At 41.2% G+C, this 23589-nt stretch carries 24 protein-coding genes; 13 read left to right on the forward strand and 11 right to left on the reverse strand.

Annotated features, from left to right (window positions below; genetic code table 11):
- Nucleotides 1-46: 46 nt before the first annotated feature.
- Entirely contained in the window at nucleotides 47-976 is a 930-nt protein-coding gene (locus tag OIZ54_RS05890; protein ID WP_024033009.1) for a LysR family transcriptional regulator, read from the forward strand.
- Here OIZ54_RS05890 and OIZ54_RS05895 read toward each other — a convergent pair.
- From OIZ54_RS05895 to OIZ54_RS05910, 4 genes are all read right to left on the reverse strand, one after another.
- The gene (locus tag OIZ54_RS05895) at nucleotides 960-3344 is read right to left on the reverse strand and encodes a TonB-dependent receptor (protein ID WP_154945632.1); all 2385 of its coding nucleotides are present in this window, start codon (nucleotides 3342-3344) and stop codon (nucleotides 960-962) included. The genes OIZ54_RS05890 and OIZ54_RS05895 overlap by 17 nt on opposite strands.
- 163 nt (nucleotides 3345-3507) lie before the next feature.
- The gene (locus OIZ54_RS05900; protein ID WP_154945631.1) at nucleotides 3508-4245 is read right to left on the reverse strand and encodes a phytanoyl-CoA dioxygenase family protein; all 738 of its coding nucleotides are present in this window, start codon (nucleotides 4243-4245) and stop codon (nucleotides 3508-3510) included.
- On the reverse strand, nucleotides 4242-4832 hold the full coding sequence (locus OIZ54_RS05905) for a uracil-DNA glycosylase family protein (protein ID WP_054982047.1): 591 nt from the start codon (nucleotides 4830-4832) through the stop codon (nucleotides 4242-4244). The genes OIZ54_RS05900 and OIZ54_RS05905 overlap by 4 nt, the downstream gene beginning before the upstream one ends.
- A 137-nt stretch (nucleotides 4833-4969) precedes the next feature.
- Nucleotides 4970-5338 carry a VOC family protein gene (locus OIZ54_RS05910; RefSeq protein ID WP_154945630.1) on the reverse strand — a complete coding sequence of 123 codons (369 nt, stop codon included), beginning with the start codon at nucleotides 5336-5338 and terminating at the stop codon, nucleotides 4970-4972.
- 222 nt (nucleotides 5339-5560) lie between these two features.
- Between OIZ54_RS05910 and OIZ54_RS05915 the strand changes: the two genes are divergently transcribed.
- From OIZ54_RS05915 to OIZ54_RS05925, 3 genes are read left to right on the forward strand one after another with little or no spacing between them, the layout of a single operon-like run.
- Entirely contained in the window at nucleotides 5561-5899 is a 339-nt protein-coding gene (locus OIZ54_RS05915; RefSeq protein WP_154945629.1) for a hypothetical protein, read from the forward strand.
- Complete coding sequence (locus tag OIZ54_RS05920) at nucleotides 5896-7491, forward strand: PepSY-associated TM helix domain-containing protein (protein WP_154945628.1); 1596 nt, start codon at nucleotides 5896-5898, stop codon at nucleotides 7489-7491. Before OIZ54_RS05915 ends, OIZ54_RS05920 begins: the two co-directional genes overlap by 4 nt.
- The gene (locus tag OIZ54_RS05925; RefSeq protein WP_055254328.1) at nucleotides 7488-7829 is read left to right on the forward strand and encodes a DUF3325 domain-containing protein; all 342 of its coding nucleotides are present in this window, start codon (nucleotides 7488-7490) and stop codon (nucleotides 7827-7829) included. The genes OIZ54_RS05920 and OIZ54_RS05925 overlap by 4 nt, the downstream gene beginning before the upstream one ends.
- 237 nt (nucleotides 7830-8066) lie before the next feature.
- Here OIZ54_RS05925 and OIZ54_RS05930 read toward each other — a convergent pair whose 3' ends face one another.
- Nucleotides 8067-8588 carry a lipocalin family protein gene (locus OIZ54_RS05930; protein WP_154945627.1) on the reverse strand — a complete coding sequence of 174 codons (522 nt, stop codon included), beginning with the start codon at nucleotides 8586-8588 and terminating at the stop codon, nucleotides 8067-8069.
- Between the two features lie 120 nt (nucleotides 8589-8708).
- Between OIZ54_RS05930 and OIZ54_RS05935 the strand changes: the two genes are divergently transcribed.
- From OIZ54_RS05935 to OIZ54_RS05945, 3 genes are read left to right on the forward strand one after another with little or no spacing between them, the layout of a single operon-like run.
- A complete protein-coding gene (locus OIZ54_RS05935; protein ID WP_004588273.1) occupies nucleotides 8709-9164 on the forward strand; it encodes a YaiI/YqxD family protein in 456 nt (151 codons plus the stop codon).
- Between the two features lies 1 nt (nucleotide 9165).
- Complete coding sequence (locus tag OIZ54_RS05940; protein ID WP_248462105.1) at nucleotides 9166-9708, forward strand: DUF6942 family protein; 543 nt, start codon at nucleotides 9166-9168, stop codon at nucleotides 9706-9708.
- A gap of 17 nt (nucleotides 9709-9725) precedes the next feature.
- Entirely contained in the window at nucleotides 9726-10118 is a 393-nt protein-coding gene (locus tag OIZ54_RS05945) for an ACT domain-containing protein (RefSeq protein WP_264389969.1), read from the forward strand.
- Nucleotides 10119-10243: 125 nt separating this feature from the next.
- On the opposite strand, the gene OIZ54_RS05950 is transcribed toward OIZ54_RS05945, so the two are convergent.
- The gene (locus OIZ54_RS05950; RefSeq protein ID WP_264389970.1) at nucleotides 10244-11125 is read right to left on the reverse strand and encodes a LysR family transcriptional regulator; all 882 of its coding nucleotides are present in this window, start codon (nucleotides 11123-11125) and stop codon (nucleotides 10244-10246) included.
- A gap of 144 nt (nucleotides 11126-11269) precedes the next feature.
- Between OIZ54_RS05950 and OIZ54_RS05955 the strand changes: the two genes are divergently transcribed.
- Both OIZ54_RS05955 and OIZ54_RS05960 read left to right on the forward strand, forming a co-directional pair.
- A complete protein-coding gene (locus OIZ54_RS05955; RefSeq protein WP_121638618.1) occupies nucleotides 11270-11875 on the forward strand; it encodes a short chain dehydrogenase in 606 nt (201 codons plus the stop codon).
- 103 nt (nucleotides 11876-11978) lie between these two features.
- Nucleotides 11979-12149 (forward strand): hypothetical protein, encoded by a 171-nt coding sequence (locus OIZ54_RS05960; RefSeq protein ID WP_157683944.1) that lies wholly within the window; start codon nucleotides 11979-11981, stop codon nucleotides 12147-12149.
- A gap of 1 nt (nucleotide 12150) precedes the next feature.
- On the opposite strand, the gene OIZ54_RS05965 is transcribed toward OIZ54_RS05960, so the two are convergent.
- The 5 genes from OIZ54_RS05965 to OIZ54_RS05985 form a co-directional block, all read right to left on the reverse strand.
- Complete coding sequence (locus OIZ54_RS05965; RefSeq protein WP_248444229.1) at nucleotides 12151-12807, reverse strand: class I SAM-dependent methyltransferase; 657 nt, start codon at nucleotides 12805-12807, stop codon at nucleotides 12151-12153.
- Between the two features lie 12 nt (nucleotides 12808-12819).
- Entirely contained in the window at nucleotides 12820-16470 is a 3651-nt protein-coding gene (locus tag OIZ54_RS05970; RefSeq protein WP_264389971.1) for an SbcC/MukB-like Walker B domain-containing protein, read from the reverse strand.
- Nucleotides 16467-17714: an exonuclease SbcCD subunit D gene (locus tag OIZ54_RS05975; protein ID WP_264389972.1), complete on the reverse strand. Its 1248-nt coding sequence runs from the start codon at nucleotides 17712-17714 to the stop codon at nucleotides 16467-16469. The genes OIZ54_RS05970 and OIZ54_RS05975 overlap by 4 nt, the downstream gene beginning before the upstream one ends.
- Nucleotides 17715-17791: 77 nt before the next feature.
- Complete coding sequence (locus OIZ54_RS05980) at nucleotides 17792-18028, reverse strand: hypothetical protein (protein WP_004588266.1); 237 nt, start codon at nucleotides 18026-18028, stop codon at nucleotides 17792-17794.
- A 135-nt stretch (nucleotides 18029-18163) separates the two neighbouring features.
- Complete coding sequence (locus OIZ54_RS05985; protein WP_004588265.1) at nucleotides 18164-18400, reverse strand: hypothetical protein; 237 nt, start codon at nucleotides 18398-18400, stop codon at nucleotides 18164-18166.
- Nucleotides 18401-18782: 382 nt separating this feature from the next.
- On the opposite strand from OIZ54_RS05985, the gene OIZ54_RS05990 reads away from it, so the two are divergent.
- The 4 genes from OIZ54_RS05990 to OIZ54_RS06005 all read left to right on the forward strand — a co-directional run bounded on the left by OIZ54_RS05990 (nucleotide 18783) and on the right by OIZ54_RS06005 (nucleotide 23488).
- Nucleotides 18783-21218 carry a M1 family metallopeptidase gene (locus tag OIZ54_RS05990; protein WP_024032997.1) on the forward strand — a complete coding sequence of 812 codons (2436 nt, stop codon included), beginning with the start codon at nucleotides 18783-18785 and terminating at the stop codon, nucleotides 21216-21218.
- Nucleotides 21218-21709 carry a DUF6702 family protein gene (locus tag OIZ54_RS05995; protein WP_004588263.1) on the forward strand — a complete coding sequence of 164 codons (492 nt, stop codon included), beginning with the start codon at nucleotides 21218-21220 and terminating at the stop codon, nucleotides 21707-21709. The genes OIZ54_RS05990 and OIZ54_RS05995 overlap by 1 nt, the downstream gene beginning before the upstream one ends.
- Before the next feature lie 257 nt (nucleotides 21710-21966).
- A complete protein-coding gene (locus OIZ54_RS06000; protein ID WP_004588262.1) occupies nucleotides 21967-22584 on the forward strand; it encodes an HAD family hydrolase in 618 nt (205 codons plus the stop codon).
- A 178-nt stretch (nucleotides 22585-22762) separates the two neighbouring features.
- Nucleotides 22763-23488 carry a YebC/PmpR family DNA-binding transcriptional regulator gene (locus tag OIZ54_RS06005; protein ID WP_024032996.1) on the forward strand — a complete coding sequence of 242 codons (726 nt, stop codon included), beginning with the start codon at nucleotides 22763-22765 and terminating at the stop codon, nucleotides 23486-23488.
- Nucleotides 23489-23589: the final 101 nt, after the last annotated feature.

Below are 23589 nucleotides of genomic sequence, written 5' to 3' on the forward strand. Positions count from 1 at the left end.
TAAGATAAATAGAAGTGATGTTAATTAATGGTTAAACATAAATACTATGCATGGAAAGATAGATTTAAACCTGTTTGTAATACTTAAAACGGTATATCAAGAGGGCAGTATTACCACTGCAGCGGATAAACTGCATTTAACGCAACCTGCTGTTAGCCATGCGCTTTCTCGCCTTAGAGAAAAGTTTGACGACCCATTATTTATTCGCCACGGTCGGCGTATGGTGCCCTCACCTTTTTGCCAAAAAATAATAGCGCAAGTTATTGAGTCGGTGCAGGTATTAGAGTCAACCTTAAATAACGAACGGCTTTTTGATATAGCCGCCTTTAAGCGCGAAATTAAATTTGGCTTTAGAGATATTTTAGAATCGATATTTTTTCCGCCACTAATGAGCGACCTACTCACAAACACCCCCAATATCACGATTAACAGCCGACAGGTGTCGCATGTTGATATGGAAAAATCACTCGAAAACCAAGAGCTCGATATAGTTATTGATGTACTTACCCCAACGAGTAACCACATAAAAAACACCTTTATTTGTAATGAGCATTTTTCGCTAATTTGTAGGCACGATCACCCAATATTAAATGACTTAACCGTACAAAATTACGCAAAGGCATCGCACGCGTTGGTGTCGTTAAAAGGCGCGCAGGTAGATATCATTGATATGGCGCTGGCAAAGCATGCACTTGCCCGTAATGTAGTGCTTAAATGTGAACATTATTTTGCGGCGACTAAAGTGATTAGCCAAAGCGACATGATAATGACCATGCCAAACGCGTACGCGCAGGTATTAAAAGAGCAAATGCCTGTGCATGTAACTAGCTTGCCGTTTGATGTGCCGTTAATGCCCGTGCACATGTATTGGCACGAACAAGCCGATGACGATTTAGTAAATAGTTGGATGCGAGAAAAGCTGCTAGGTTTAGCCCAGCAACTTATCCCTGCTGACAAACTTAAAAGCGGTAATTAAATTGTGCGTGATAACTGCGCCCACGCTCTGATAAAAAACGGTGTGCGTAGCTAATTACTGGCACATCGTTGGCCTGCGAAAAAGTGTGTTTATCGGTTAAATTTTTAGCCAATAACGCCACCGACCAATCTCCTTCACTGCTAGCTAGCTCTATGCGTAAATTTAGCTTTTCAAAAGCACTTTGCTTGGCTATTGGGTCAAGATCTTGCTCTAAAAAGTAATCGTCACTAAAGTTAAGCGCTAAATTGCTACTTAAAGTTAAATTAGAAAATACCTCGGTGTTGTAATCAATCGCTATATTGCCTGAGTAATTGGGAGCAAACGCGCCAGTTTGCCCGGTTAAATCTTGAAACGCTTGGCCAAGTAGCTCGCTTTGCATAACCGTTGGCGATGCACTGGCGTATTGTTCGTATTCAAAATCAAGCACCGCAAGGTTTGCCGATAGCTGCCAACTTTGATTTATTGCCCAGCGCGAATCGAGCTCAATCCCTTTTACTTTGGTTTCGGCGGCATTTTTAACTACAAATGCATTACCATTAAATTCAGATACTTGTAGGTCATCGTACAGGGTGTAAAACAGTGTAGCGTTTACTTGTAGAGTATTTTTAATTGGCTCGGCTTTTATGCCAAATTCAAAGTTTGTGGCTTTTTCGTCGTCAAACTCAAAGCCTGAGTTTTCATCAACCGTGTTACCTTGTGAGCCATTTAAGCCAGAGCCATCAAAACCACCGGCTTTGTAGCCTATGCCAGCGCTTGCAAATAACATGGTGTTGTTAAACCCTAAATATTGCACACTAATATTGGGTGATAAGTGCGATTCATCACGCTTAGCGTTAAGGTTATGTACCCCCGCGCCCGAAAGCTGCCCTGCAATAGTGGGCGCAGCGGCATTAGCAAATTGTTGTACGGCTTGCGGTGTGTTTGGCTCAAATACGCTATACACACTTTGTACGCTGCTTACTTCTTTTTCTTCTTTTTGATAACGCAGGCCAAAATTAGCGCGCCATTGCGCGTTTACATTCCAAGTAAGGGCGGTAAATGCTGAGTAGCTTTGTTGGTCTTGATCAAACAGCGCATTTACGCCCAATGATGTACCCACTAAATCAGGAATAAGTAACGATGCACCAAATAAAATATCGTTTGGGTGTTCAAGCTCGCTGCTCATGTAAAAAATGCCCGCTACGTATTCAAGCGTGCGCCCTGTTGGCGAGCTTACTCTAAACTCTTGCGTAAACTGGTTATAGGTTTCTAAGTAGTCTTGTTTTATAAGCGGGATTTCTGAAAAGTCGGCGTCAAAGGTTGAGTCCCAATCGTACTCGCTATACGTGGTTACAGAGGTAAATTCGTATTCGCCATAGTTATAGGTTAATTTAAGTGATGCGTTATCAAGCGTGGTTTTACTTTGCTCATTAAGCCCACCTGGGTGACCATCGCCCGATACCGAACTTGTGTAATCAAGGCCCGAGTTGTCGCTTAATAAAAGTGAACGATACCCTACATTGCCTGGGTTAGTAGGGTCATTTGCTATTTGTAAATCTCGGTTGGGAGTATCAATAATGTATTGGTAGCGCGAGCCATGCGATTCAAACTCACCGTGTTCCCATTTAAACAATGCGTTTATATCATCGTTTATTTGCCAATCTATAGATAAACGTGCACCTGATGAGTCGTTAGATTGCTCATCACTTTGGCGCGCTTGGTTATATAAAAAGCCATCAACAGAATGATCAAACGCGGCAATACGTATGGCTAAATCATCGCTAACAGGAATATTTATAACGCCGGTAAAGCGCTTTTCGTTGTCAGAGCCAAACTCTACCGATACGTTGCCTTCAAGTACATCGGTTGGCGAATTTGAGATCATACTAAAGGCTCCTGCTGTGGCGTTTTTACCAAACATAACCGACTGCGGACCTTTTATAAGTTCAAGGCGCTGCATATCTAAAAATGGAAATTTAGCCTGATGCCCGCGCCCTAAATACACGCCATCTTTATACATAGCAACCGATTGCTCAAAGCCTGAGTTAGTACCCGAGCCTATGCCGCGTACAAAAATACGTTTGCTGCTTGAGGTTTCGGTTATATGCACGTTAGGTAGGTTTTCGCTTAGGGCGAGTAAATCGTCAACACTGTTTTGCTCGAGGTAGTCGCCAGAAAGCGCTTGAATAGAGGTAGGAATATCTTGTAGCGATTGCACCCGCTTTTGCGAGGTGACGGTAATGGTTTCAAGCTCGCTGTTATTTACTTTTTGCTCGCCAGCTTGTGCCATACCCACGCTTAATGCGCTGAGCGTAAATAAAGTAAGTGCTTTTTGCTTTAAAAAAGCAGGTTTTAAACGTGTGTGTGACTGTGTGTGTTCAGTTGTCATAGCTGCAACTCCATTATAGAGGTTATTTTTATTGGATAATTTTGCGTCTATTTCATACTGACGAGTCTTAAAATAAATAACAGTGATGTTTATTTATTCAACACTATTAGTAATATTTATAGTTAAGCGAAAAAGTGTTGTGCTAAATGGGGTTATAGCGGGTTTAAAGTGGGTTAAAAAATACTTGCGGATTAGCAGTTTTATTTGCGATTGCCGAGCTTGGGGTGTTTGCTGCATTGATAAAGGCAGTAAGCTGTGGTGCATTTTCGCAAAAAATAATATCCAGTGCTAAACGGTTTTTGCCGTATAAGCCACGGTGAATCATATTGGCTGAAAACAACAGTAAGTCTCCCGCATTAAGTTTAATAACTTTGCCTGTAGTTAGGTTATCGCTTGGCAGCTTATTATTTTTTGCAAAACGTACATTTAGCTCCTCTGGTGTATCCCAATTTTTATGCGAGTGGGGCACAAGCTCTATGCCTGGTTCGTCTTCAAGGGCTAACCGGCAGTGCACTACGTCGGGCCCGTTTAACGCAGCTTGTTGCTCTTGCACATTTAAATGGTATTGCATATCGCGATGCCAATAATTTTTTTGTGTAACATTAACGGGATTAAAAAATAACTGGGTATTTAAAAACAGTGGCTCACTAATCGCCTGTTTTACACGCTTAATTAATTTGTTATCAGCTATTAAACTAAATAAGGCTTCGTTTTGCTGCGCCGTTAAATACTCACTATTTGTTATGCCTGAACTATTAATGGCACGGGATTTATAAAGCTCACGGTTATTAGCCTTCCACTGTGTATGAAATGCATTAATTATTGGCTTAATTTTATTTAGCTCTTTGGTGCTGTAAAGCCCCTTTACAAGCATATAACCGTTTGATTTATAGCTGTTCATTGTGGTTCTTCATTTAATATTGCAGCAACGCGCTCAGCAAGTTCTGGCAGTACATCTTGTGCAAACCATGGGTTCTTTTTAAGCCAAATATTATTGCGTGGGCTTGGGTGTGGTAGCACCAAATGCTCCGGCCAATATTCACGCCACGATTTTACTAACTCGGTTAAGGGCCTGTTTTTAGTATGCGGTAAATGATAAGCCTGCGCGTATTTACCGAGCACGATTGTAAGCTCTAAATTTGGCAGAGCGGCCAGTAATTGCGCTCTCCAAGCGGGTGCACATTCTTTACGCGGGGGTAAGTCGCCCGACTTACCTTTACCAGGGTAACAAAATCCCATAGGTAAAATAGCTATTTTTTGCGGATCATAAAACTCATCAACACTTAGCCCAAGCCACTCGCGTAGGCGGTTTCCGCTTGCGTCGTTAAAAGGCTTGCCAGTTTCGTGTACTTTTATGCCCGGTGCTTGGCCGGCAATTAAAATACGCGCATTGGCATTAAATTGTATAACGGGGCGAGCACCTAACGGTAAATGAGGTTCACAGATCACGCATTTACTAACTTGCTCAATTAAATTGATCGGATCCATATAAATCTGGCCTTAAATGCTTAAATTTTGTTCTAAATGGCCATTTAGACCTAATGAGTTGGTAAAAAATCGGTTTATTTTACTCAAATTAGTTATTAGTTGGTAAAATCGTGATCTCACCTAAAAATAACAGCTAATTATTTGATATGTTTATTGTTTTCTGACCATACGGCAAATTCGTTACCACTGGGCTCGGTAAAATGAAAGCGGCAGCCACCGGGGAACTCAAAAATAGGTTTTACTATTTTGCCGCCATATTGCGCTACTTTTTTATAGGTTGCGTTAATGTCGTTACTGTAAAACACCAGCAGTGCGGCCCCATGTTGAGTAAGTGATTTAAGCGGTGCATTAAAAAAGCCACCATCAAGCCCTTGGCCGCTAAACGCCGTATACTCTGGGCCGTAGTCGGTAAATTGCCAGTTAAACACGTTAGTAAAAAAGCTTTTTGTGGCTGTTAAATCGCACGCGGGAAACTCTACATAATTTAGTTTTTCGTGGTTGCTCATTTTAAATTTACTCTTTGGCTTGCCAGTATTGACCACTGTAAACCTTCGTAATTAGCTAAGCAATAACCCTAAAACAGCAGAGATCAGTATTTTACTAACATGCTAGGCACTAATGTTAAATTAACTAGAATATACAAATGAGAATCGCTATCTTTTGTATTTGTAAGCTTTATAATAACGCCTTATTTTTATTCTCGTATTTGAATAAGGGATTTGTTAACTATGCAGGCACCTCTGCACATAGCACCTTTTACAAAAACTAACCTAGCTGCGCTTCTAAAGGTGGCCCAAAGCTATAGAGTGTTAGTATTTTTGCGTTTTATTATTGCCATAGTGGGTGGTTATGCGTTTACCTCAGCGTGTATTTCATTATTAAGTGTACTGCTGCCCATTCCTAAGCAAGATGCCGTATTACTGTGTGTGTCTATCAGTATTTTAATTTACGCCGCAGTGTTTATTTATGCGTTTTCGGTTAAGTCGTTAAAAACTGTTTGGATCAGTATTTTACTAAGTACAGGTTTTTTTGTTGCTATATTGGCATTACTGAAGGGTTGGCTATGAAAGACAGTTTTTTTAGGTCGATGACCTGGCTACATACCTGGGTGGGCTTACTTACCTGTTGGATTATTTACGTAATATTTTTTGCAGGCACAGCGAGCTTTTTTAGAGACGAAATAAATCTGTGGAATCAGCCGGCTATACACAATGTGCAAGCCCAAACCGACAGAGTGGCCGCGCAAAGGCAGCAAATTATTAAGGGCTTTGATTATTTAAATCAGCACGCTGAAAATTCCCCTAGTTGGCGTATTACCTTGCCCGAAGAGCGAATACCGTATTTGGTATATGGCTATGCAAAACCTAAAGAGCCAGGGCAGCGCCGCAGCCAGTTTGTAAATACCCAATTAAACCCAAACACCATGAAAGCGCTGCCTCCTTTTGTTGAAAGTAAAGGTGGTAACTTTTTTTACCGGTTGCATTATCAGCTTTATTATTTAGATGCCATAACAGGTCGCTGGGTAGTGTGTTTTGCCAGCTTTTTTATGCTGCTGGCAATAATTTCGGGCGTGGTTATTCATAAGCGCATATTTAAAGATATGTTTACCTTTAGGCGCAATAAAGGGACTCGTAGCTGGTTAGATGCACATAATTTAAGCTCGGTACTTGCCCTACCGTTTCATTTAATGATTACCTACACAGGCATTATTACGCTTATATTTATGTTGTTCCCCTACCCTGCGTTAACGACGTACGACAAGGGTATGCGTGGCTTTTTTAACGATGTAACACCTAGCAATAACGTGACTAATAACGCCCAAGGCAGTGCAGAATTGCTCCCTATAAACACTATTTTGGATCAAGTTTATACCAAGTGGCCTAGTGCAGATATTACGCGTGTTCAGGTTAGTAAACCGAATATGGCCGCTTCAACAGTAACGGTATTGGTAAGCCCTGCAAAGGCGCTTCGCGATCAATCTCCGCGGCTTTTGTTTAGTGGTGCTACCGGCGAGTTAGTTGCACAAACTGATGACGAACTTAGCAGTAGTAAAGCACTTTATGAATCACTTAACTCTATGCATACAGGGCGCTTTGCTACGCCTTTACTGCGCTGGTTATACGTACTTGGCGGAATTGCAGGCTGCGTAATGATTGGCTCTGGCTGCATAATGTGGGCTAAACGCATACGCGAGCGTAATAAGGGTAAAGCCTCATTTGGCTTACAGTTAGTCGAAGGTTTAAACCTTGCCACCATTATGGGTTTACCACTGGCTACCTGCGCCTTTTTTATTGCCAATAGATTACTTAGCCCGACCGTAGCAGGGCGTGGTGAAAAAGAAGTTACAGCGTTCTTTTTAGCATGGTTAGTGGTTGCCGTTATGGCACTTTTAAAGCGCGATAGGCTGCAATGGCGTGTAATGGCAGCCATAAATGCCCTCGCGTGTTTGAGTGTACCGGCAATAAATGCGCTCACCACACAGGGCAATATAGTGAGCTACTTACTTAATAAACAATGGGCCTTGTTTATTTTCGATGCGGTATTTTTACTGTTTAGCATACTGTTTTTAGTACAAACCGAAAAATTACGTACTGCTTCTAGCGCATCTAAAAAAACAGCTAATAACCTAGCCGATAATAAAAAGAGGCAAAAAGCATGATTGATTTACTTAGCTTTAGCCTCTGTTTGTTTGCTTTTAATGGTTTTGCTTTGGCAAAACCAGCGCATTTTAAAACGGTGTTTACAACGCGTCCCTCTAAGCTGCAAAGTAATTTGCTACTAATAGTTGCCTGGATCAGTATTTTACTAAGTTTATTGTTCTGCGTGGTTACGCAGCAGGGATACGGTGCTTTACTGTTTTGTGGCTTTATGGGTCTAAGTGTATTAATTATAACGATTTTTTATAATTTTATAGAAAAGTTAATTAAGCCATTTAGCTTTTTAAATATGTTACTGATTGGCTTATCAGGGCTATTACTGGCAGTAAATTCACTTTAGTTAGTAAAAACCTGATCCAAAGAAAGCCATTAATTTTAGACAAAAAAATGGCAAGCTATAAAGCTTGCCAACAATAGGGGGATATTCAGTATGTCCAACACTTGCATGTCTCGTTGCAAGTGCAGCTAATATAGCCCTAACATATTTAACTTACCTTACAGTGAGATGATCGTTTTATTACAGCTGTAACAATCATTTGCTCAACAACTGTAAAGCCCCTTTACATAGCTAAATAACCTACTGTTTAACCCAAATAACTTGCTCTGTAGCAAAGCCTAGTTTGTTTGCTTTAGCTATAAAATGTTGTTTAAGCTCGTGACTAACGGTAGGTGTACGCGATAAAAACCATAAAAAGTCGCGGTTATAACTTGTAATAAACGCATATTGGTAGTCGTCTTGGTCTAATTCAAAAATAACGTAAGCACCATAAAATGGGCCAAAAAACGAGACTTTAAAATGGCCTGTGTCAGTCCCTTCTACAAATTTAGCTAAGCCCTGTGCTTCATCCCACTTTTGCTCTTTAGTTATAAAACCTTTGTTGAGCACTTTTACTGTGCCATCGTCATTTACGGTGTAAGTCGCGGTTACTTGCTCCATACCATCTTCGAATGAGTGATCAAGGCGGGCAATTTCGTACCACTTACCTTTGTATTGCTCAAGGTCAAAGTTTTTAACCGGAGTAATGCCCTCAGGTGCGCTTGTGCAGGCGGTGAGTAAAAATAACCCTGTAATGAGTAAAATAGTCGTAATGGCCTTCATGAAAGCTCCTTTTTAAAAGTGATGTTGTTTGTACGGCTCTAAGCCAATAAAGTTTGCTAGCCGATTAAAATAAATTGCTATAGGATCAGCTAAATACTAGAGCAATTAAAAGATTTAAGCATGAAAATATGGGTAGATGCCGACGCATGCCCTGTGGTAATAAAAGAAATACTTTTTAGAGCCGCAGAGCGCACGCAAACACCAACCATTTTAGTAGCTAACCATGCAATGCGCATTCCGCCTTCAAAATTTATAAGCCGCGTACAGGTTTCGAGCGGGTTTGATGTGGCCGATGACGAAATAGTAAAGCGTGTAGAAAAAGGCGATTTAGTTATTACTGGCGACATACCGCTAGCCAGTGAAGTTATAGATAACGGTGGCCAAGCACTTAACCCACGCGGTGAGCTTTACACGCCAGAGAATATTCGCTCGTTATTAAACGTGCGCGACTTTATGGATACCATGCGCTCAAGCGGCGTAGAAATGAGTGGCGGGCCACCACCGCTTAGCCAAACCGACCGCCAAAACTTTGCTAATAACCTCGACCGTATTTTAGCGCAGAAAAAGGCGAGCTAGTGTGAGTGAGCAACTAATTGGCTTAGGTGAGCAAGCCTTTAGCGTAGGCGTTTATGTGGCAAAAGCGCCGCCTATGCCCTACTTTGCAACCCTACACAGTGTTGAGCCTGTAATAAACGAGCAAATAAATACCATAAACCAGCACTGCGGGAATGGCTGGCGTAAAGTGTTTAACGTATACGCTAAAGTGTTGTTTGCGCTACCGAGTGAGCATTACAGCTTTGCTAAACAAGCCGCTAGCTGGCAAGCGTATCGCGATACATTTTTACTGCAAAAAAACAGTAAAACAGCGCTGTTATTTAGTGCGCCCATTATTAACGGCGCAAATAAAAATCAACTGCATATTATTGCTGGGCGAACCCATGCTAAAAACTTATTACAGCAAGGTAAGCTTAATGCGCAATTTAATTGGTTAGACGATGAGTTTGCAATTGATACAACGAATAACATTATCGTGTGCCCGTACTTTGATTACCGGCAGTTAAGTAATATTAAAATAGCCCGATTAAGCGAGCTAGTTGCCAAGCTTAAAACATCTAATTAAAAATGTAAGGACTCAACATGGCGGGAATTTTAGAGCTAAATACGTTATTAAAATCAATGAACCCTGAGCTTAAACAAGGTGAATATATATTTTGCTGTTTAGCAGGCAACCTTGCTGACTACGTTTATTTAAACCCGCTTGCCAGTTACGTTGAAGAAGAAGGCCTAACCCTTATTTTAAATGCAGATACAGCCAATAAAGCCGGTATTACGTATGAAGCTAAATATAATTTAATTACCCTTAATGTGCATTCAAGCCTTGAGGCTGTTGGGTTAACCGCTGCGGTATCGGCCAAATTAACCGAGCATAATATAAGCGCTAACGTAGTAGCTGCGTTTTATCACGATCATATTTTTGTACAAACCGATAAAGCGCAGGCCGCGATGAAAGCACTTGGTGAGATTTCTTGAGTTTGCGGGCACAGCAACATGTTAGGTGATGTGGATATTAGCGCATCGGGTGGCGCTTCGCTTAACCGACCTACGTTTTAGGATGAGCTTGTCTTAAGCGTTTGATCAGAATTAATATATCCAAATTACTCAACCACTAACTTTGACACTACCCATTTATGCAGTGGGTTTTTATTGTAGCGTGGATGCCACGCCGCTATTACATCAAACGGAGCTGGCAGCTGCTGTAGCTCTATTTTTACCAGTTCTGAGCTTACCGCGCGTGAGGGTAAAAACGCGATGGAGTCGGTGGTTTCTAGGTACATAGGCACAATTGAAAAACACGGTGCCGATACAACTACATTGCGCGTTAAATCAAAGCTTTTAAACCAATCGTCAATAGAGCCTTTAAAATTTGGGCGCGAAGGCGAGGCTATAATGCTTGGGTAACTGGCTATTTGTGCAAGGGTTGGTTTTGTACCTGCTATTGATGAGTTAGCTGAAGTAACGCAAATATGTTGCTCTTCAAATAACTTAATAATGGGGTAAGTACTTGGTATGTAGTCGGGGAAGGCAATGGCTAAATCAACTTTACCGTTTTCCATTAAATCGTGCAGGCTGTCGAGTTCAAAGTCTCTTATTATTAATTTTAAATTAGGCGCTTGCTCTCTTAACTCTTTTACAAGCGCTGGTAAAACAACTTGCTGTGCGTAGTCGGTAGCGGCTATTACAAACGCACCATCAACTATTTTTGGATCAAATATTTTAGGCGCTAATAATGCCTGAAAATCGTTTAGCAGCTTGTCTATATCTACCGATAACTCTTCTGCATAAGGCGTTGGCACAAAGCCGGTGGTTTTTCTTAAAAACAGGTGGTCGTTAAATACATCACGCAGCTTTTTGAGTTGCTCACTCACAGCTTGTTGGGTTAAGCCTAATTTACTCGCCGCTTTTGATGCGTTTTTTTCGCGAATGAGCGCCTGGAAAATACGCAGCTGCTTTATATCTAGCCTGTCTAACTTACTCATGCCAATGCCTTTGTTGTTTTAGCATTATTAACGTATCACATTACCATTTATTTTTGTATCACTTACATGAAGTGGTTGTTTCTAATTGTCGAGCTACCCCCTTACTATGCCCCTACACACTAAATTGGATAATTGGAGCAAACAATGAAAACAGTAATTTTAATCGGTGCACTGGGCAAAATGGGTCAAGCGGCATTGACCGGTTTATCTAAGCATAAAGTAATTACGGCGGGTCGCTCGGGCGATGTAGATCATATTGTTGATATTACGAGTGAAGCGTCAATTACCGCTTTGTACGAAAAAGTAGGCCACTTTGATGCGGTAGTTAATACAGTGGGTTTATGCGAATACGAAACCTTTGCTGATATGAGCGAAGAGCAGTGGATGACGACCATTATGAGCAAAATGATGGGGCAAATTAACCTTGTACGTATTGGTCAAAAGTACATTGCTGATGGCGGCTCATTTACGCTCATTAGCGGTATTTTAAACGTTAAACCGATTCCTTTTGCGATTGCCGATGCAACAACAAGCGGCGCAATAGATACGTTTGCAAAATGCGTATCACTAGAAATGCCACGTGGCACGCGTATTAATGTGGTTAACCCTACTGTGCTTGAAGAAGCGTGGGACGTATATGGCGAAATGATGCCAGGTTTTCAACCCGTACCAAGCAAGCTTGTAGGTAAAGCGTTTGAGCGCTCGGTTGATGGCTTTATTACTGGCGAAGTTATTTTTGTAGATGCATAACTACCCGCCATATTGGTGAGTGACGTGGCAAATTAAACAAATAAGCGCTCTGCATTAACAGTAACTGCAAAGCGCTTAAATACAGATTTTAATAGGTGATGAAATGAAAAAATTAATACCCGTATTTGCGATATTATTGGCCGCAGGCTGTGCCAGTGTAGCACCAAGCTCGCAATATGTTAGCGAGCCAGGTGCCGATTCTAATAAAGAATGTAAAACCATACCGCGCCATAAACATACGGTTAAATGGTGCAGGCCGCATCCTTCAAGATAAGTTAAACAACGTATCCGCTAAAACCAAGCGCTTTAAAATAAAGCTTAGGAATACCGTATTTGCATTCATTAAGTAACTCGCTAAAGCGCATTCTATCAAGTGGGTAAAATTCACTGTCTAAGTTTTGAGCTGTGTAGGCTTGCCCTGCATCACTTAAGCCCAAATCGGCACACACAGTAATTTGTGCTTCGCGCTCAAAGTCGGTTTCGGGTTTCATTAAATCGCTAATAAATAAGTTTGCGCCTTTATTTAAATTAGCTTTAATATTTTTTAATAGCTGCTTTTTGCTGCCGTCGTCTTTTAAAAAGTGCATTACGAGTAGGCATAGCGCCGCATCGGCCTTAGTAGATAGCTTATCAAGCTCGCCTTCAATAACATTAACGCGCTTTGCTATGCCGTGCTCTTCAAACGCGTGTTTAGCAATTGCGAGCATATCACTAGAGGTATCTTGTGCGGTAAATTGCCAAGTAGGGTTAAGCGCGGCAAGGGCGAGTATTTCTTTGCCTGTGCCTGCGCCCACGACTAAAATATGTGCGTTATCTTTAAGGGTTGCTTTAAGTTGAGCATTAGTAAGTTGGTGCAATAGCTCATAACCAGGGACTAAACGGGTAATGCGGTCGTTGTAATGCGTTGCTTGCTCGCCTGTGAATGTTGGCATTTTTTAACTCCTTTATAAGACTTCAACAGTGGAGTATCCACCACTTTTTTTACTTACATGTACTTGCGTGGCTACGCGTTCACTCATTTCACTCACATGCGATATAACCCCTACTTTACGGCCTTGTGCTTGTAATGAGTCGAGTGCGTCCATAGCAACGCTGAGTGTTTCGCTATCTAACGTACCAAACCCTTCGTCAATAAACAAAGAGTTGATTTGCACTTTGTTTGAAGAAAGCGATGCAAGCCCTAATGCCAGTGCTAGTGATACTAAAAAAGATTCACCACCAGAGAGCGTATTAACAGAGCGTTGTTCGTCGGCCATATCGCGGTCAATAATGGCTATATCGAGCGATTGCGCAATGGCAGTGAGCTCGTAGCGTTTATTGAGGGTTTTTAAATGGCTGTTAGCATAATGCAGCAATATTTTAAGGGTTTGTGTTTGCGCTAAATTACGCATGGTTTTACCGGTTGCATCCCCTAATACTTTATTAAGCACGTGCCACTGCTCTACCTGCTTTTTAAGGGTAGCAAGTTCAGCGTGTTTGCCTTTAAGTGCTGTGGCGTTTTGATTGTTTTGCTCAAGCGCGGTATTAGTGCCAAGCAAACTATTTTGTAGCTCAGTTTGCTCATTGGCTAAGGTCGTTTCTTGCTCTGCTAATTGGCTTTCGCTTTTTTCGGGCTTGTTAGTATTTTGGTGATCTGTTTGCGCCTTTTGCTGTTGCTTAAGCGCTGCATTTGCGTCTGTAAGTGCTGCTAAACGCTGCTCAAACTGCATTAATTGCTCTTTTATTTGCTCACTAGTGAGAGTTAGTAAAATAGCGATCTGTTCGTGATTTACCTCGCTATATTGCGCTTTAAAGTCGCTAAACCAGGCATTGTAGCGTTCTTCAAGTGTACTTTGCTCTTGAATTTGCTCTGCCAAGCGCTGCTCAATATTTTTGAGGGTTATAGCGTGCTCATCGCGTTTTTTAATTGCGCTGTCGTAGGCTTGTTGGCTTGTATGTAACGCCTTTTGGCACTGCTCAAGCTGCGCATTAAGTTTTGCTTGGTAATCATCGGCACTTAGTGGCTCGTTGTTAAATAAAGCAAGGCGCTCTGTGCGTGTGGTGTTTTGCAGTTGTTGCGCTTTGGTTAAATCGTCTTTTAAAACCTTAAGCGCTTGCTCACTTTTAGCAATTAGCGGTGTGAGTTGCTGTAATTGCTGATTAGCGCTGTCTATTTGTTTTTGACTTTGTTCAAGCTGAACCTGTGTTTGCTGGTACTGCTCAACCTGCTGGCTTAAATCGCTCATATTAAGCGTGTTGTTTTGCAATTGCTGCCAAAAGTCACTGTGCTCAAACTGTGCATTAAGGGTGCTGGTAAGCTCGTTAACTTGCGTATTTAGCTCTGCATGTTTAGTGCTTATTTGGCCAAGCTTATTGGTTAATTCAACATGCTGATTATGCAATTGCTGCTGTGTATGTTGCTCGGTTTTTAAGTTACTTATTAGCTGATTTACTTTTTCTTGCAGGGCTGTTTGCTGTTTTTGCGATTCAAAATAGTGCGACTTTTGACTGCTGAGCTGGGCGTATGTTTCATCAAGCTGCTGTGCTGTTAAGTCGTTAAGCTCTGTACGTGCCCCTTGCATTGTTGTTTTAATTTCTAGCTGCTTTGCCTGTGCGCTCTGTATGGCTTGGCTGTATTGGGCGTGCTCAGTGACAAGTACAGCATGTTGAGTTTGGTGCTGGTGCAGCTTAGCTTGGGCGCTATCGTGTTGCTGCTTAGCTTGGTTATAACTTGTTTCAAAATCGGCTATTAGGTTATTTAATTGCGGGTTTTGGCTGCTTGCATACGGGTGCTCTTTTGCCCCGCACACTACACATGGCTCGTTAGGGGTAAGCTGCGTGCGTAAATGCTCTACGTTTTCGCTGGCACGCAGGCGAGCTTGGTTTAATGCGTATTCACTGTGTTTAAGTGCTTGCTCGCACGAGGCTAAGCTTTGTTGCAATGTTGTTTGCGTTTGCTCACTGTGTACAAGCTTGGCCGCAACCGCAGCTTGTTGTTGTGTGCTGTGTTTTATTTCGTGATTAAACTGTTGGTAGCGCAAACGCTGATCTTTTAAATATTCAATATTTTTAAGTTTGCTATCGCATTGCTCAATATTAAATTGGCGTTGTTGCTCACTTAGTTGGTTAAGATCTTTTTGTTGATGCGCAAGTTGTTGCTCTTGCAGCTCTACTTTTTTAGTTTGCTCAGCTAACAGCGCCGCTTGTTTAGTTTGCTCTTCTAACAGCTGTTGGTTTTGCGAAGCGGTTGCCTTTATTTGCTCATTGGCACTTAAATACGTATTAAAGCTATGTTGGTAATAATTCCAATCATTAGCCAATGGTTTAAGCTGCGTGTGCTCGTTTAGCCACGTTTGATGCCCAGTGCTGAGTTTGTTTGCCGCATCAAGTGCATGTTGGCTTTGCGTGTACTGCGTTTGTAATTCGCTAAGTTGCTGCTGCTCTTTTTCGCTTTGCTGAGTTAGGCTTGTAATAGTTTGTGCGTGTATAGCAAGTTGGCTGTCGAGCTCGCGGGCTTTTGCAATAATTGGCTCTGCCGTTTGCTTTTGCTCTTGCGCTGTTTTTAACTCGCTTTGCTTTGTTGTAAGTGTTGCGGCCTGCTCTTTTATAAGCGCAGCATGGTCAATCGCTTTTAAATCGCTTATTTGCGTACTAAGTGCTTTGTTTTGCGCCGTTAAGTAATCATGACGTTTGCGGTTGTCTTTTATTTCAAGGGCGCTTTGTGCTTGTTTAGCTTGCTCACTTTGCTTTGCTATTGCATCAAGCTGTTGTTGCGCGTGTTGTTGCTGCTTTATTGCGTGTTCTAGTGCCTGCGATAAGCTAGCTGCTTGCTTATACCAATTTAAGTTTTGCTCTGTTGCTGCATGCGTTTTTTTAGTTTGCTCAATTTTTTTAAGTAACTCATCGCGCAGGGTTTGTTTAGCACTTAATTCGTCATCGCTTAACAAGGTGTAGCTTGCAAGGCTTGCATTAAGTAATTCATATTGATCTTTTAGCGCTTTATTACGCTCAAAAATACGTTTACCTATTAAGCTAAATTTATCGGTGCCAGTTAAACATTCTAAAAGTTGTGCGCGTTCATCGCCTGTGGCTTTTAAAAAGGCGGCAAACTCGTGCTGTGCTAATAATACCGCACGCGAAAACTGATCAAAGCTTAGCCCTATTTTGTTTTCTACTTCTTTTATGGTTTGGCTTTTATCGGCTATTAGGGTTTCATCGGGCAAGGTTAGTAATGTATGCTCAGCCACTTTTAACTTGCCTGTTGCCTTTTTGTGGGTACGGGTAATAACGTAGCGTGCGCGGTATAATTGTTTATCTTGGCCAACAAAATCAACTTCAGCAAAGCCTTCCCATTTGCCTCTGCGCAGTAAGTTACGCGCATCGTTTAGCTTTATGCTGTCGCCGTTAAAATCAATTAAGTTGCCTTTATCGCCTTTTAAGCGCGCTGTTTTAGTATAAAGCGCTAAACAAATAGCATCTAAAAAGGTGCTTTTACCTGCGCCTGTGTCGCCGGTTATTGCAAATAAACCAGCGTCTTTTAGTGGAGCTTGAGTAAAGTCGATTTCGGCATCGACTATTGAGGCTAAGTTATGAATACGAACTGCGGTTATTTTCATAGTTGCTCTTGCTCCGTCAGCTCACTTATTACATCGTTTAACAGTGTTTTTAGCTCATCTGGTACAGCTTGGCCGGCCATATCTTTGTCGTTTGCAAAGGCTTGTTCTAATAAGTTTAATGGGTTGAGCATTTCAATTTCGCTTAAATCTTCAAATACGGCGCTGTTATCGCTTGTTATGGTTTGTTCTCGTACCCGCTCAATGCCGCAAAATTTTACGTGTTTACCCTCAAGTGCTTGCTCTATTTGTTCCCTAAAGGTGGTGTCGGTATCACTTGATTTAAGTTTTACGCGTAAATAAGGGGCAATAGTATGTTGTGATGTATCGATCGCTTTAATTTGCTCGCATAAGTCGCTTAATGGCACGCACTCCCCTTTTGGTAAAATAATTACTTCAGCAGAGCGTGGAATGTAAAGGGGGTTTACAGATGTGCTAATAGTTTGTTTTTCATCACTTTTAAATTCTATTACATTAACTTGGTGCGTGTAGTTACGCTCTGAAAACGACATAGGAATAGGCGTACCGCTGTAACGAATAACGTCTTTTTTAGCGACTTGCTGCGCTTTGTGTAAATGCCCCAGTGCTACGTAGTCTGCCTTGTTACCAAATACATTGGCCGAAATAGACTCCTCCCCACCAATCACTAAATTACGTTCTGAGTCACTTGAAATATCACCGCCTTTGGCATGTAAATGCCCCATTACAATTAACGGTGAATTTTGCGCGTTAATGCTATAGGCGTGATCAAGTGCAAGCTTATAGGCTTTTTCAACGCCTTGTGCGTAACTAGGGCCGTTTTTAGTATGACTAAGTGAACTTATATCGCTGGTACGTAAAAAAGGCATAGCGACGATTACAGCGCGTTTATTTTGCGTATTTATTTCAATCACGGTATTGGCTGGGTCGGTTACTTCAAAGCGCCCCACTACATGGGTGTCAAACTGAGCAAGTAAGGGCTGCGCCGCTAATATACGATTTGCTGAGTCGTGGTTACCGGCAATAATAACAACGTACAATTGCGGGCAACGCTTTTTAGCATCTTTTATAAATTGGTAAAGTTGGTTTTCGGCGCTGGCACTGGGTGTGGCTGTATGATAAATGTCGCCTGCAACTAAAAGTATATCTATGTGTTGCTCTACAAGGGTGCTAAGTAGCCAAGTAAAAAATGCAGCGTGCTCATCACGGCGGTCATGTTCATAAAATTGTTGGCCTAGGTGCCAATCTGAGGTGTGGAGAACTTTCATATCGCGCTCTTAAAAAACCATAAGAGCGCCAATATACCCAAGGCAAGTAAAGATGCAAGCCTCGGGAGGGCTTTAGTTTAGGTAAAACTATAAATAGCAATAATAATGACAGGAAGCGCTAACAAAGCCATGCCTAGCGGCATTTTTAAACTTTTAGTTTGCTTTGCTTGCAATGCTTTTATGGCATTCGTTTCGTTACAGGCGGCTACTTTATCAATATAAAAATAACCTGAGTCTAGATACTGCTTACAACTTTGCTGATTTGCTGGAATGGCTATTAGCTCTTGTTGTTTTTTTAGGATATAAAAATCCATACACCCACCACATTGCTTACTGGTAATAAGTACATATTTGAGAATAATTGTAACGATTTTATTATGCTCAAATAAAAAAAGTGGGCGATTTTAAATATAAAATGCACTAAATATCAACCTAAAATTTCACTATTTTTAATTTATCGTATAAATAGTTAATATTAGTGAGATCACGGCAATATTTGCGCCAATTATTAACCACTTTTTACTGTGTTTTTGTTCAGTAGATAGGCGTTTTAGTGCATCTTGCTTATTGCATGCCGACACCACATTAACATACGAATATTGGTTTGATTCGTAGCGCTCTAGTAAGTCTTTATCAGCAGGGATAGCTTCGAGCTGATGATCTTTTTTTACAATGTAAAATTTCATATCGGGCTCCTTTAGTTTAAATATGCTGCTTAATTTGCATTGAACCTGAGCGCATTAAAACCATGTAAACACTGCTAACGCTATAAATTTAAGCTCAATTAAAACAACATATTTTTGCACCTTAATTTAATCCTAAGCTAATGGCATGAATTAGGCCTGAACCCTTATAAATACTGCGTTTGTACCTTAATTAATACAGATCAACTAGCTGTGAAGTGTAAACCCCCTTTACAGTTTTAAAAGCGGCTTAATTTACTGATTCAAAAAGCATGTTAAAACAACGTGAATATTACCGTGTTTAATGGGCGGTTGGTCGCTAATTAATTGAACAAAAATAGTAACTTTGTCAAAGTACGCTCACAAAATTCCACTAGGACTCATAATGAAAAAAACAGTTCTTACGCTAAGCGCGTTTGTGTTGCCTCTGGCAATGTCGAGCGCTGTGTTAGCGTCATCCGTTGAGCAAACTAAAGGCTCATTCGTTGATAAGTTTCGCCAGTTAGACGAAGCGCTTCCTACCCCAAATGTTTATCGTAGTGCCGCAGGTGAGCCAGGCGAAAAATACTGGCAGCAACGTGTTAATTACGACATAGATGTAAAGCTTGATGAGAAAAAGCGACGCTTAACAGCAAGCCAAAGCATTGAGTATAAAAATAACTCGCCGCATACACTTAAATATTTGTGGTTACAGTTAGATCAAAATATTTTTAAAAGCGACTCAATTGCCGAAACCACAAAAACGTTTAAAAGCACGCTAAATAGTTTACCTGCGCAAAAGCCGGCTAAATTAAGTTTAGGTGAGCTACGTCGTCAGCAATTTATGAGCGACAACGAGCTAGGCTATACAATTAGCAATGTAAAAGATGACAATGGCGATGAACTGCGCGTTACTGTTGTTGATACGCTAATGCGTATAGATTTAAACGAGCCGCTAAAACCAGGCAAAGAAGCTGAGTTTAGTATGAACTTTGCTTTTAACATTGTTGAAGAAGATGCCGTAGGTGCACGTTCTGGTTACGAGCACTTTGAAGAAGATGGCAACGATATATTTTTACTTGCGCAGTGGTTTCCGCGTTTAGCTGCTTACACCGATTACGAAGCATGGACAAACAAGCCGTTTTTAGGCCGTGGTGAGTTTACGCTTGAGTTTGGTGATTACGATGTAGAAATTACTGTACCTGCTGATCATATTGTATCGGCAACAGGTAAGTTAGATAACGCAAGCAAAGTGCTTACTCGCACGCAGCGTAACCGCTTAGAAAAAGCTGAAACAGCAAAACGCCCTGTATTTATTGTTACTGAAGAAGAAGCGTTAGAAAACGAAAAACAAGGTACCGATAAAACAAAAACATGGCACTTTAAAGCAGAAAATGTGCGTGACTTTGCGTGGGCGTCGTCGCGTAAATTTATGTGGGATGCAAAGGGCTACCAGCAAGGTGGCGATGAACAACCTTTAGTGATGGCTATGTCGTTTTACCCTAAAGAGGGTGGCGATTTATGGAAAAAGTATTCAACTGAATCTGTAGTACATACGATGGAAGTGTACTCTCGCTATTCATTTGATTACCCATATCCTGTAGCGCAATCGGTAAATGGCCCTGTAGGTGGTATGGAATACCCAATGATCACTTTTAATGGCCCCCGTACAGAGCTGCAAGATGATGGCTCGCGTACTTATTCTCAAGCTGAAAAACGCTTTTTAATTGGTGTGGTTATTCATGAAGTTGGCCATATTTACTTCCCTATGATTGTAAACTCTGATGAGCGCCAATGGACCTGGATGGACGAAGGTTTAAATAGCTTTTTAGATGGCGTTGCAGGGCGTGAATGGGACCCAACTATACCGTGGGGTGTTGAGCCGCGCGATATTGTGAGCTACATGAAATCGCAAAACCAAGTACCTATTATGACTCAGTCAGACAGCGTACTACGTTTAGGGCCTAATGCTTATACTAAACCAGCCGCGGCACTGAATATTTTACGTGAAGTTATTTTAGGCCGTGACTTATTCGACTTTGCTTTTAAAGAGTACGCACAGCGCTGGAAATACAAGCGCCCTACTCCAGCAGATTTTTTCCGTACGATGGAAGAAGCCTCTGGTGTTGATTTAGATTGGTTTTGGCGCGGCTGGTTTTACAGCACCGACCATGTAGATATCTCGTTAGATAAAGTGTATCAATTACGTTTAGATACTAAAAACCCTGATATTGACTTTAAACGCTTACGCGATATAGAAGCAGACAAACCAACATCACTATTTGTTAAGCGCAACCGTGAAGAAGGTAAGCAAACTTGGGTTGAAAAAAATCCAGATATTACCGACTTTTACGACGAAAACGACCGCTTTACTGTTACCAATAAAGAACGTAACGCGTACAACAAGTTTTTAAAAGGCTTAGAGCCGTGGGAGCGTAAAACGCTAGATCGCGCGCTTGAAGAAGATAAAAACTACTATGTTATGGAGTTTTCAAATCTAGGTGGCTTGGTAATGCCTATTTTATTAGAGCTAACTTATGAAGATGGCACAACCGAAGAGCGTTACATTCCGGCTGAAATTTGGCGCCGTAATCACAAAAATGTACAAAAGCTTATTGTTACAGATAAAAATAAGCCATTGGTATCGGTAAGCGTTGACCCTCGCTGGGAAACAGCTGATGTAGATGTTGAGAACAACAACTACCCTCGTCGTATTATTCCTTCACGTATTGAAGTGTATAAAAAGAAAAAGAGTAAAGCGAAAGTAAGTCGAGATATTATGCAAGACATTAAAACTGAGCTTAAAAAAGACGAGAAAAAAGATGGTGAGGAGCAACAATAATGCGCTTTTTGCTTATTATTGTTTGCCTTTTAGTTGCTGCGCCAAGTATGGCGCATCAACTAAAGTCATCGGTTACTACGGTGCTTTTTAATAAACGCACTAACAATATTGAGCTTATGCATCGCTTTTATTTACATGATACTGAGCATGCTGTAGCGCATTTATTTAATGGAAAAGCCGATATCATTAGCAACAAGGCCGACCAACAACGTTTTGTAGAGTATGTTGAGTCGCATGTTGCGCTGCAAACCTTAAAGGGTAAGCCATTAACGCTTAGCCAAGTAGGTGCGCAAATTGATGGAAAGTTTTTTTGGGTGTATCAAGAAGCTCCTATCCCAAAAGGGATTGAAGGCATAAAAATGAGTAACGGCGCACTGCGTGACTTATGGCCTTCTCAAGTAAATATGGTAAACGTAGAAGGTAAAGGCAAGATTAAAACCCTTCACTTTACCCAAAACGATACCTGGCTCGAGGCTAAGTTCGAGCAATAAGTACTTCCCCAACCTACGCGCACTGCAGTTTATGTGCGCGTATTCTCCTTTTGTTTATGCTGTGTTCATTTTTGATCTGTTATTACTAGCTGTTCGTAGAATTTTAGTAATTAATTGGTGTTTATAAGGCTAAGTAATAGATAAGTGAATACTTTTCTAATAATTTGTTTGATAAACATTTGCTAAATTATTCTCATGAAGTAGAGTCATTATGTGTACACATGTTGTATTGATTTTTACCCCATTCAAGGAATGATATGAAAGCTCAAGTAGAGGCTATTCAAGGAGTTATATTTGATTTAGATGGCACGTTAGTATCGTCTGAGTTAGATTTCTCTCTTATAAAAGCACAAATAGGTTGCCCATGCGAGCAAGACCTACTTGATTATATTGCCCAGCTTCCATCGCCCTACATGCGTGAAGAAGCGATGAATATAGTGCATCAGCACGAGCTGCAAGACGCTCAGTTTGCCACTATATTGCCAGGCGTAACCGAAGCCGTTAACGCCCTTAAAGTTAAAAATATTCCTATGGCTATTGTTACCCGCAATTTTGATAAAGCGGCAGCAATAAAGCTACAAAATAACCCGCTACCTATCGAAACGGTATTAACCCGTAGCGATGCCCCAGCCAAACCCGATCCCAGTGCCTTAAATGCAATTGCCACGCTTTGGAATATAAACGCCAGCAACTTGTTATACGTAGGGGATTTTTTATACGACATTCAAGCAGCACATAATGCAAATATGCGCGCTTGTTTGTACGCGCCAAACGCGGTGCCTATTTATGCCGACCAAGCTGATTACGTTTTACGTGAATTTACCGAGTTAGTTACTTTAGTCGAAAGTTACTCACAAAAAGTGGAGTTATGTTAAATAGCGCATAACTTTTATTGTTGCGTAATTACTCCTGTATTATTTGCATAGGCTCGGCCTTATTTATTTAGCAATTAGGTTGTTTCAAATTCAGTTTGTAAAGTTCAACAGACCCTAGCCCAATAGGGTTTGAATTGGTAAAATATGGCAAAATTAACGTATTGATTAGAGGCACAAGATGGGCAGAGCATTTGAAGTCCGTAAGAGCTCGATGGCTAAGACAGCCAACGCAAAAACTAAAGTTAACTCAAAGTACGGTAAAGAAATTTATGTTGCCGCTAAAAATGGCGAACCAGACCCCGATGTCAATCAATCACTGCGTCGTCTAATAGAAAAAGCAAAAAAAGACCAGGTTCCTGCTCACGTAATAGAAAAAGCAATTGAAAAAGCAGCCGGTGGGGCAGGGGAAGATTATTCTCCCGCACGTTACGAAGGCTATGGCCCAGGTAACTGCATGGTTATTGTTGATTGCTTAACCGACAACCCAAACCGTACAATTAAAGACGTACGTTTACCGTTTACCAAAACAGATTCAAAAATTGGTACACCGGGCTGTGTTGCACATATGTTTGATCATCTTGCTGTACTTGGTTTTGCCGGTGACGATGACGAAGTGGTACTTGAAGCACTAATGATGGCTGACGTTGATGTAACCGACGTTGAAGTTGAAAATGGTAAAGTGTCGGTATTTGCACCCCATACTGAGTACTATAAAGCGAAAACAGCGCTTGAGGAAAACTTTGAAGGGATTAACTTTGAAGTAGATGAAATTACGTTTGTTCCGCAAGTGCATGTAGAAATTGAAGATGAAGAAGTTATTGCTAATTTTGACAAGTTCATCAACATGCTTGAAGACTGTGATGACGTTCAAAACGTGTATCACAATGCAATAATTAAAAATTAATTTAGCGCTAGGTACAGTGAGCACTAAATAAATAACGGGACTAGGGCGTGTTGACCTTTGGCGCTTGAATTTGCAGCAGTATGTTTGGTTTTTAGGCAAGG

This window comes from Pseudoalteromonas sp. A3, from assembly GCF_025942345.1.
GTDB lineage: Bacteria > Pseudomonadota > Gammaproteobacteria > Enterobacterales > Alteromonadaceae > Pseudoalteromonas > Pseudoalteromonas atlantica.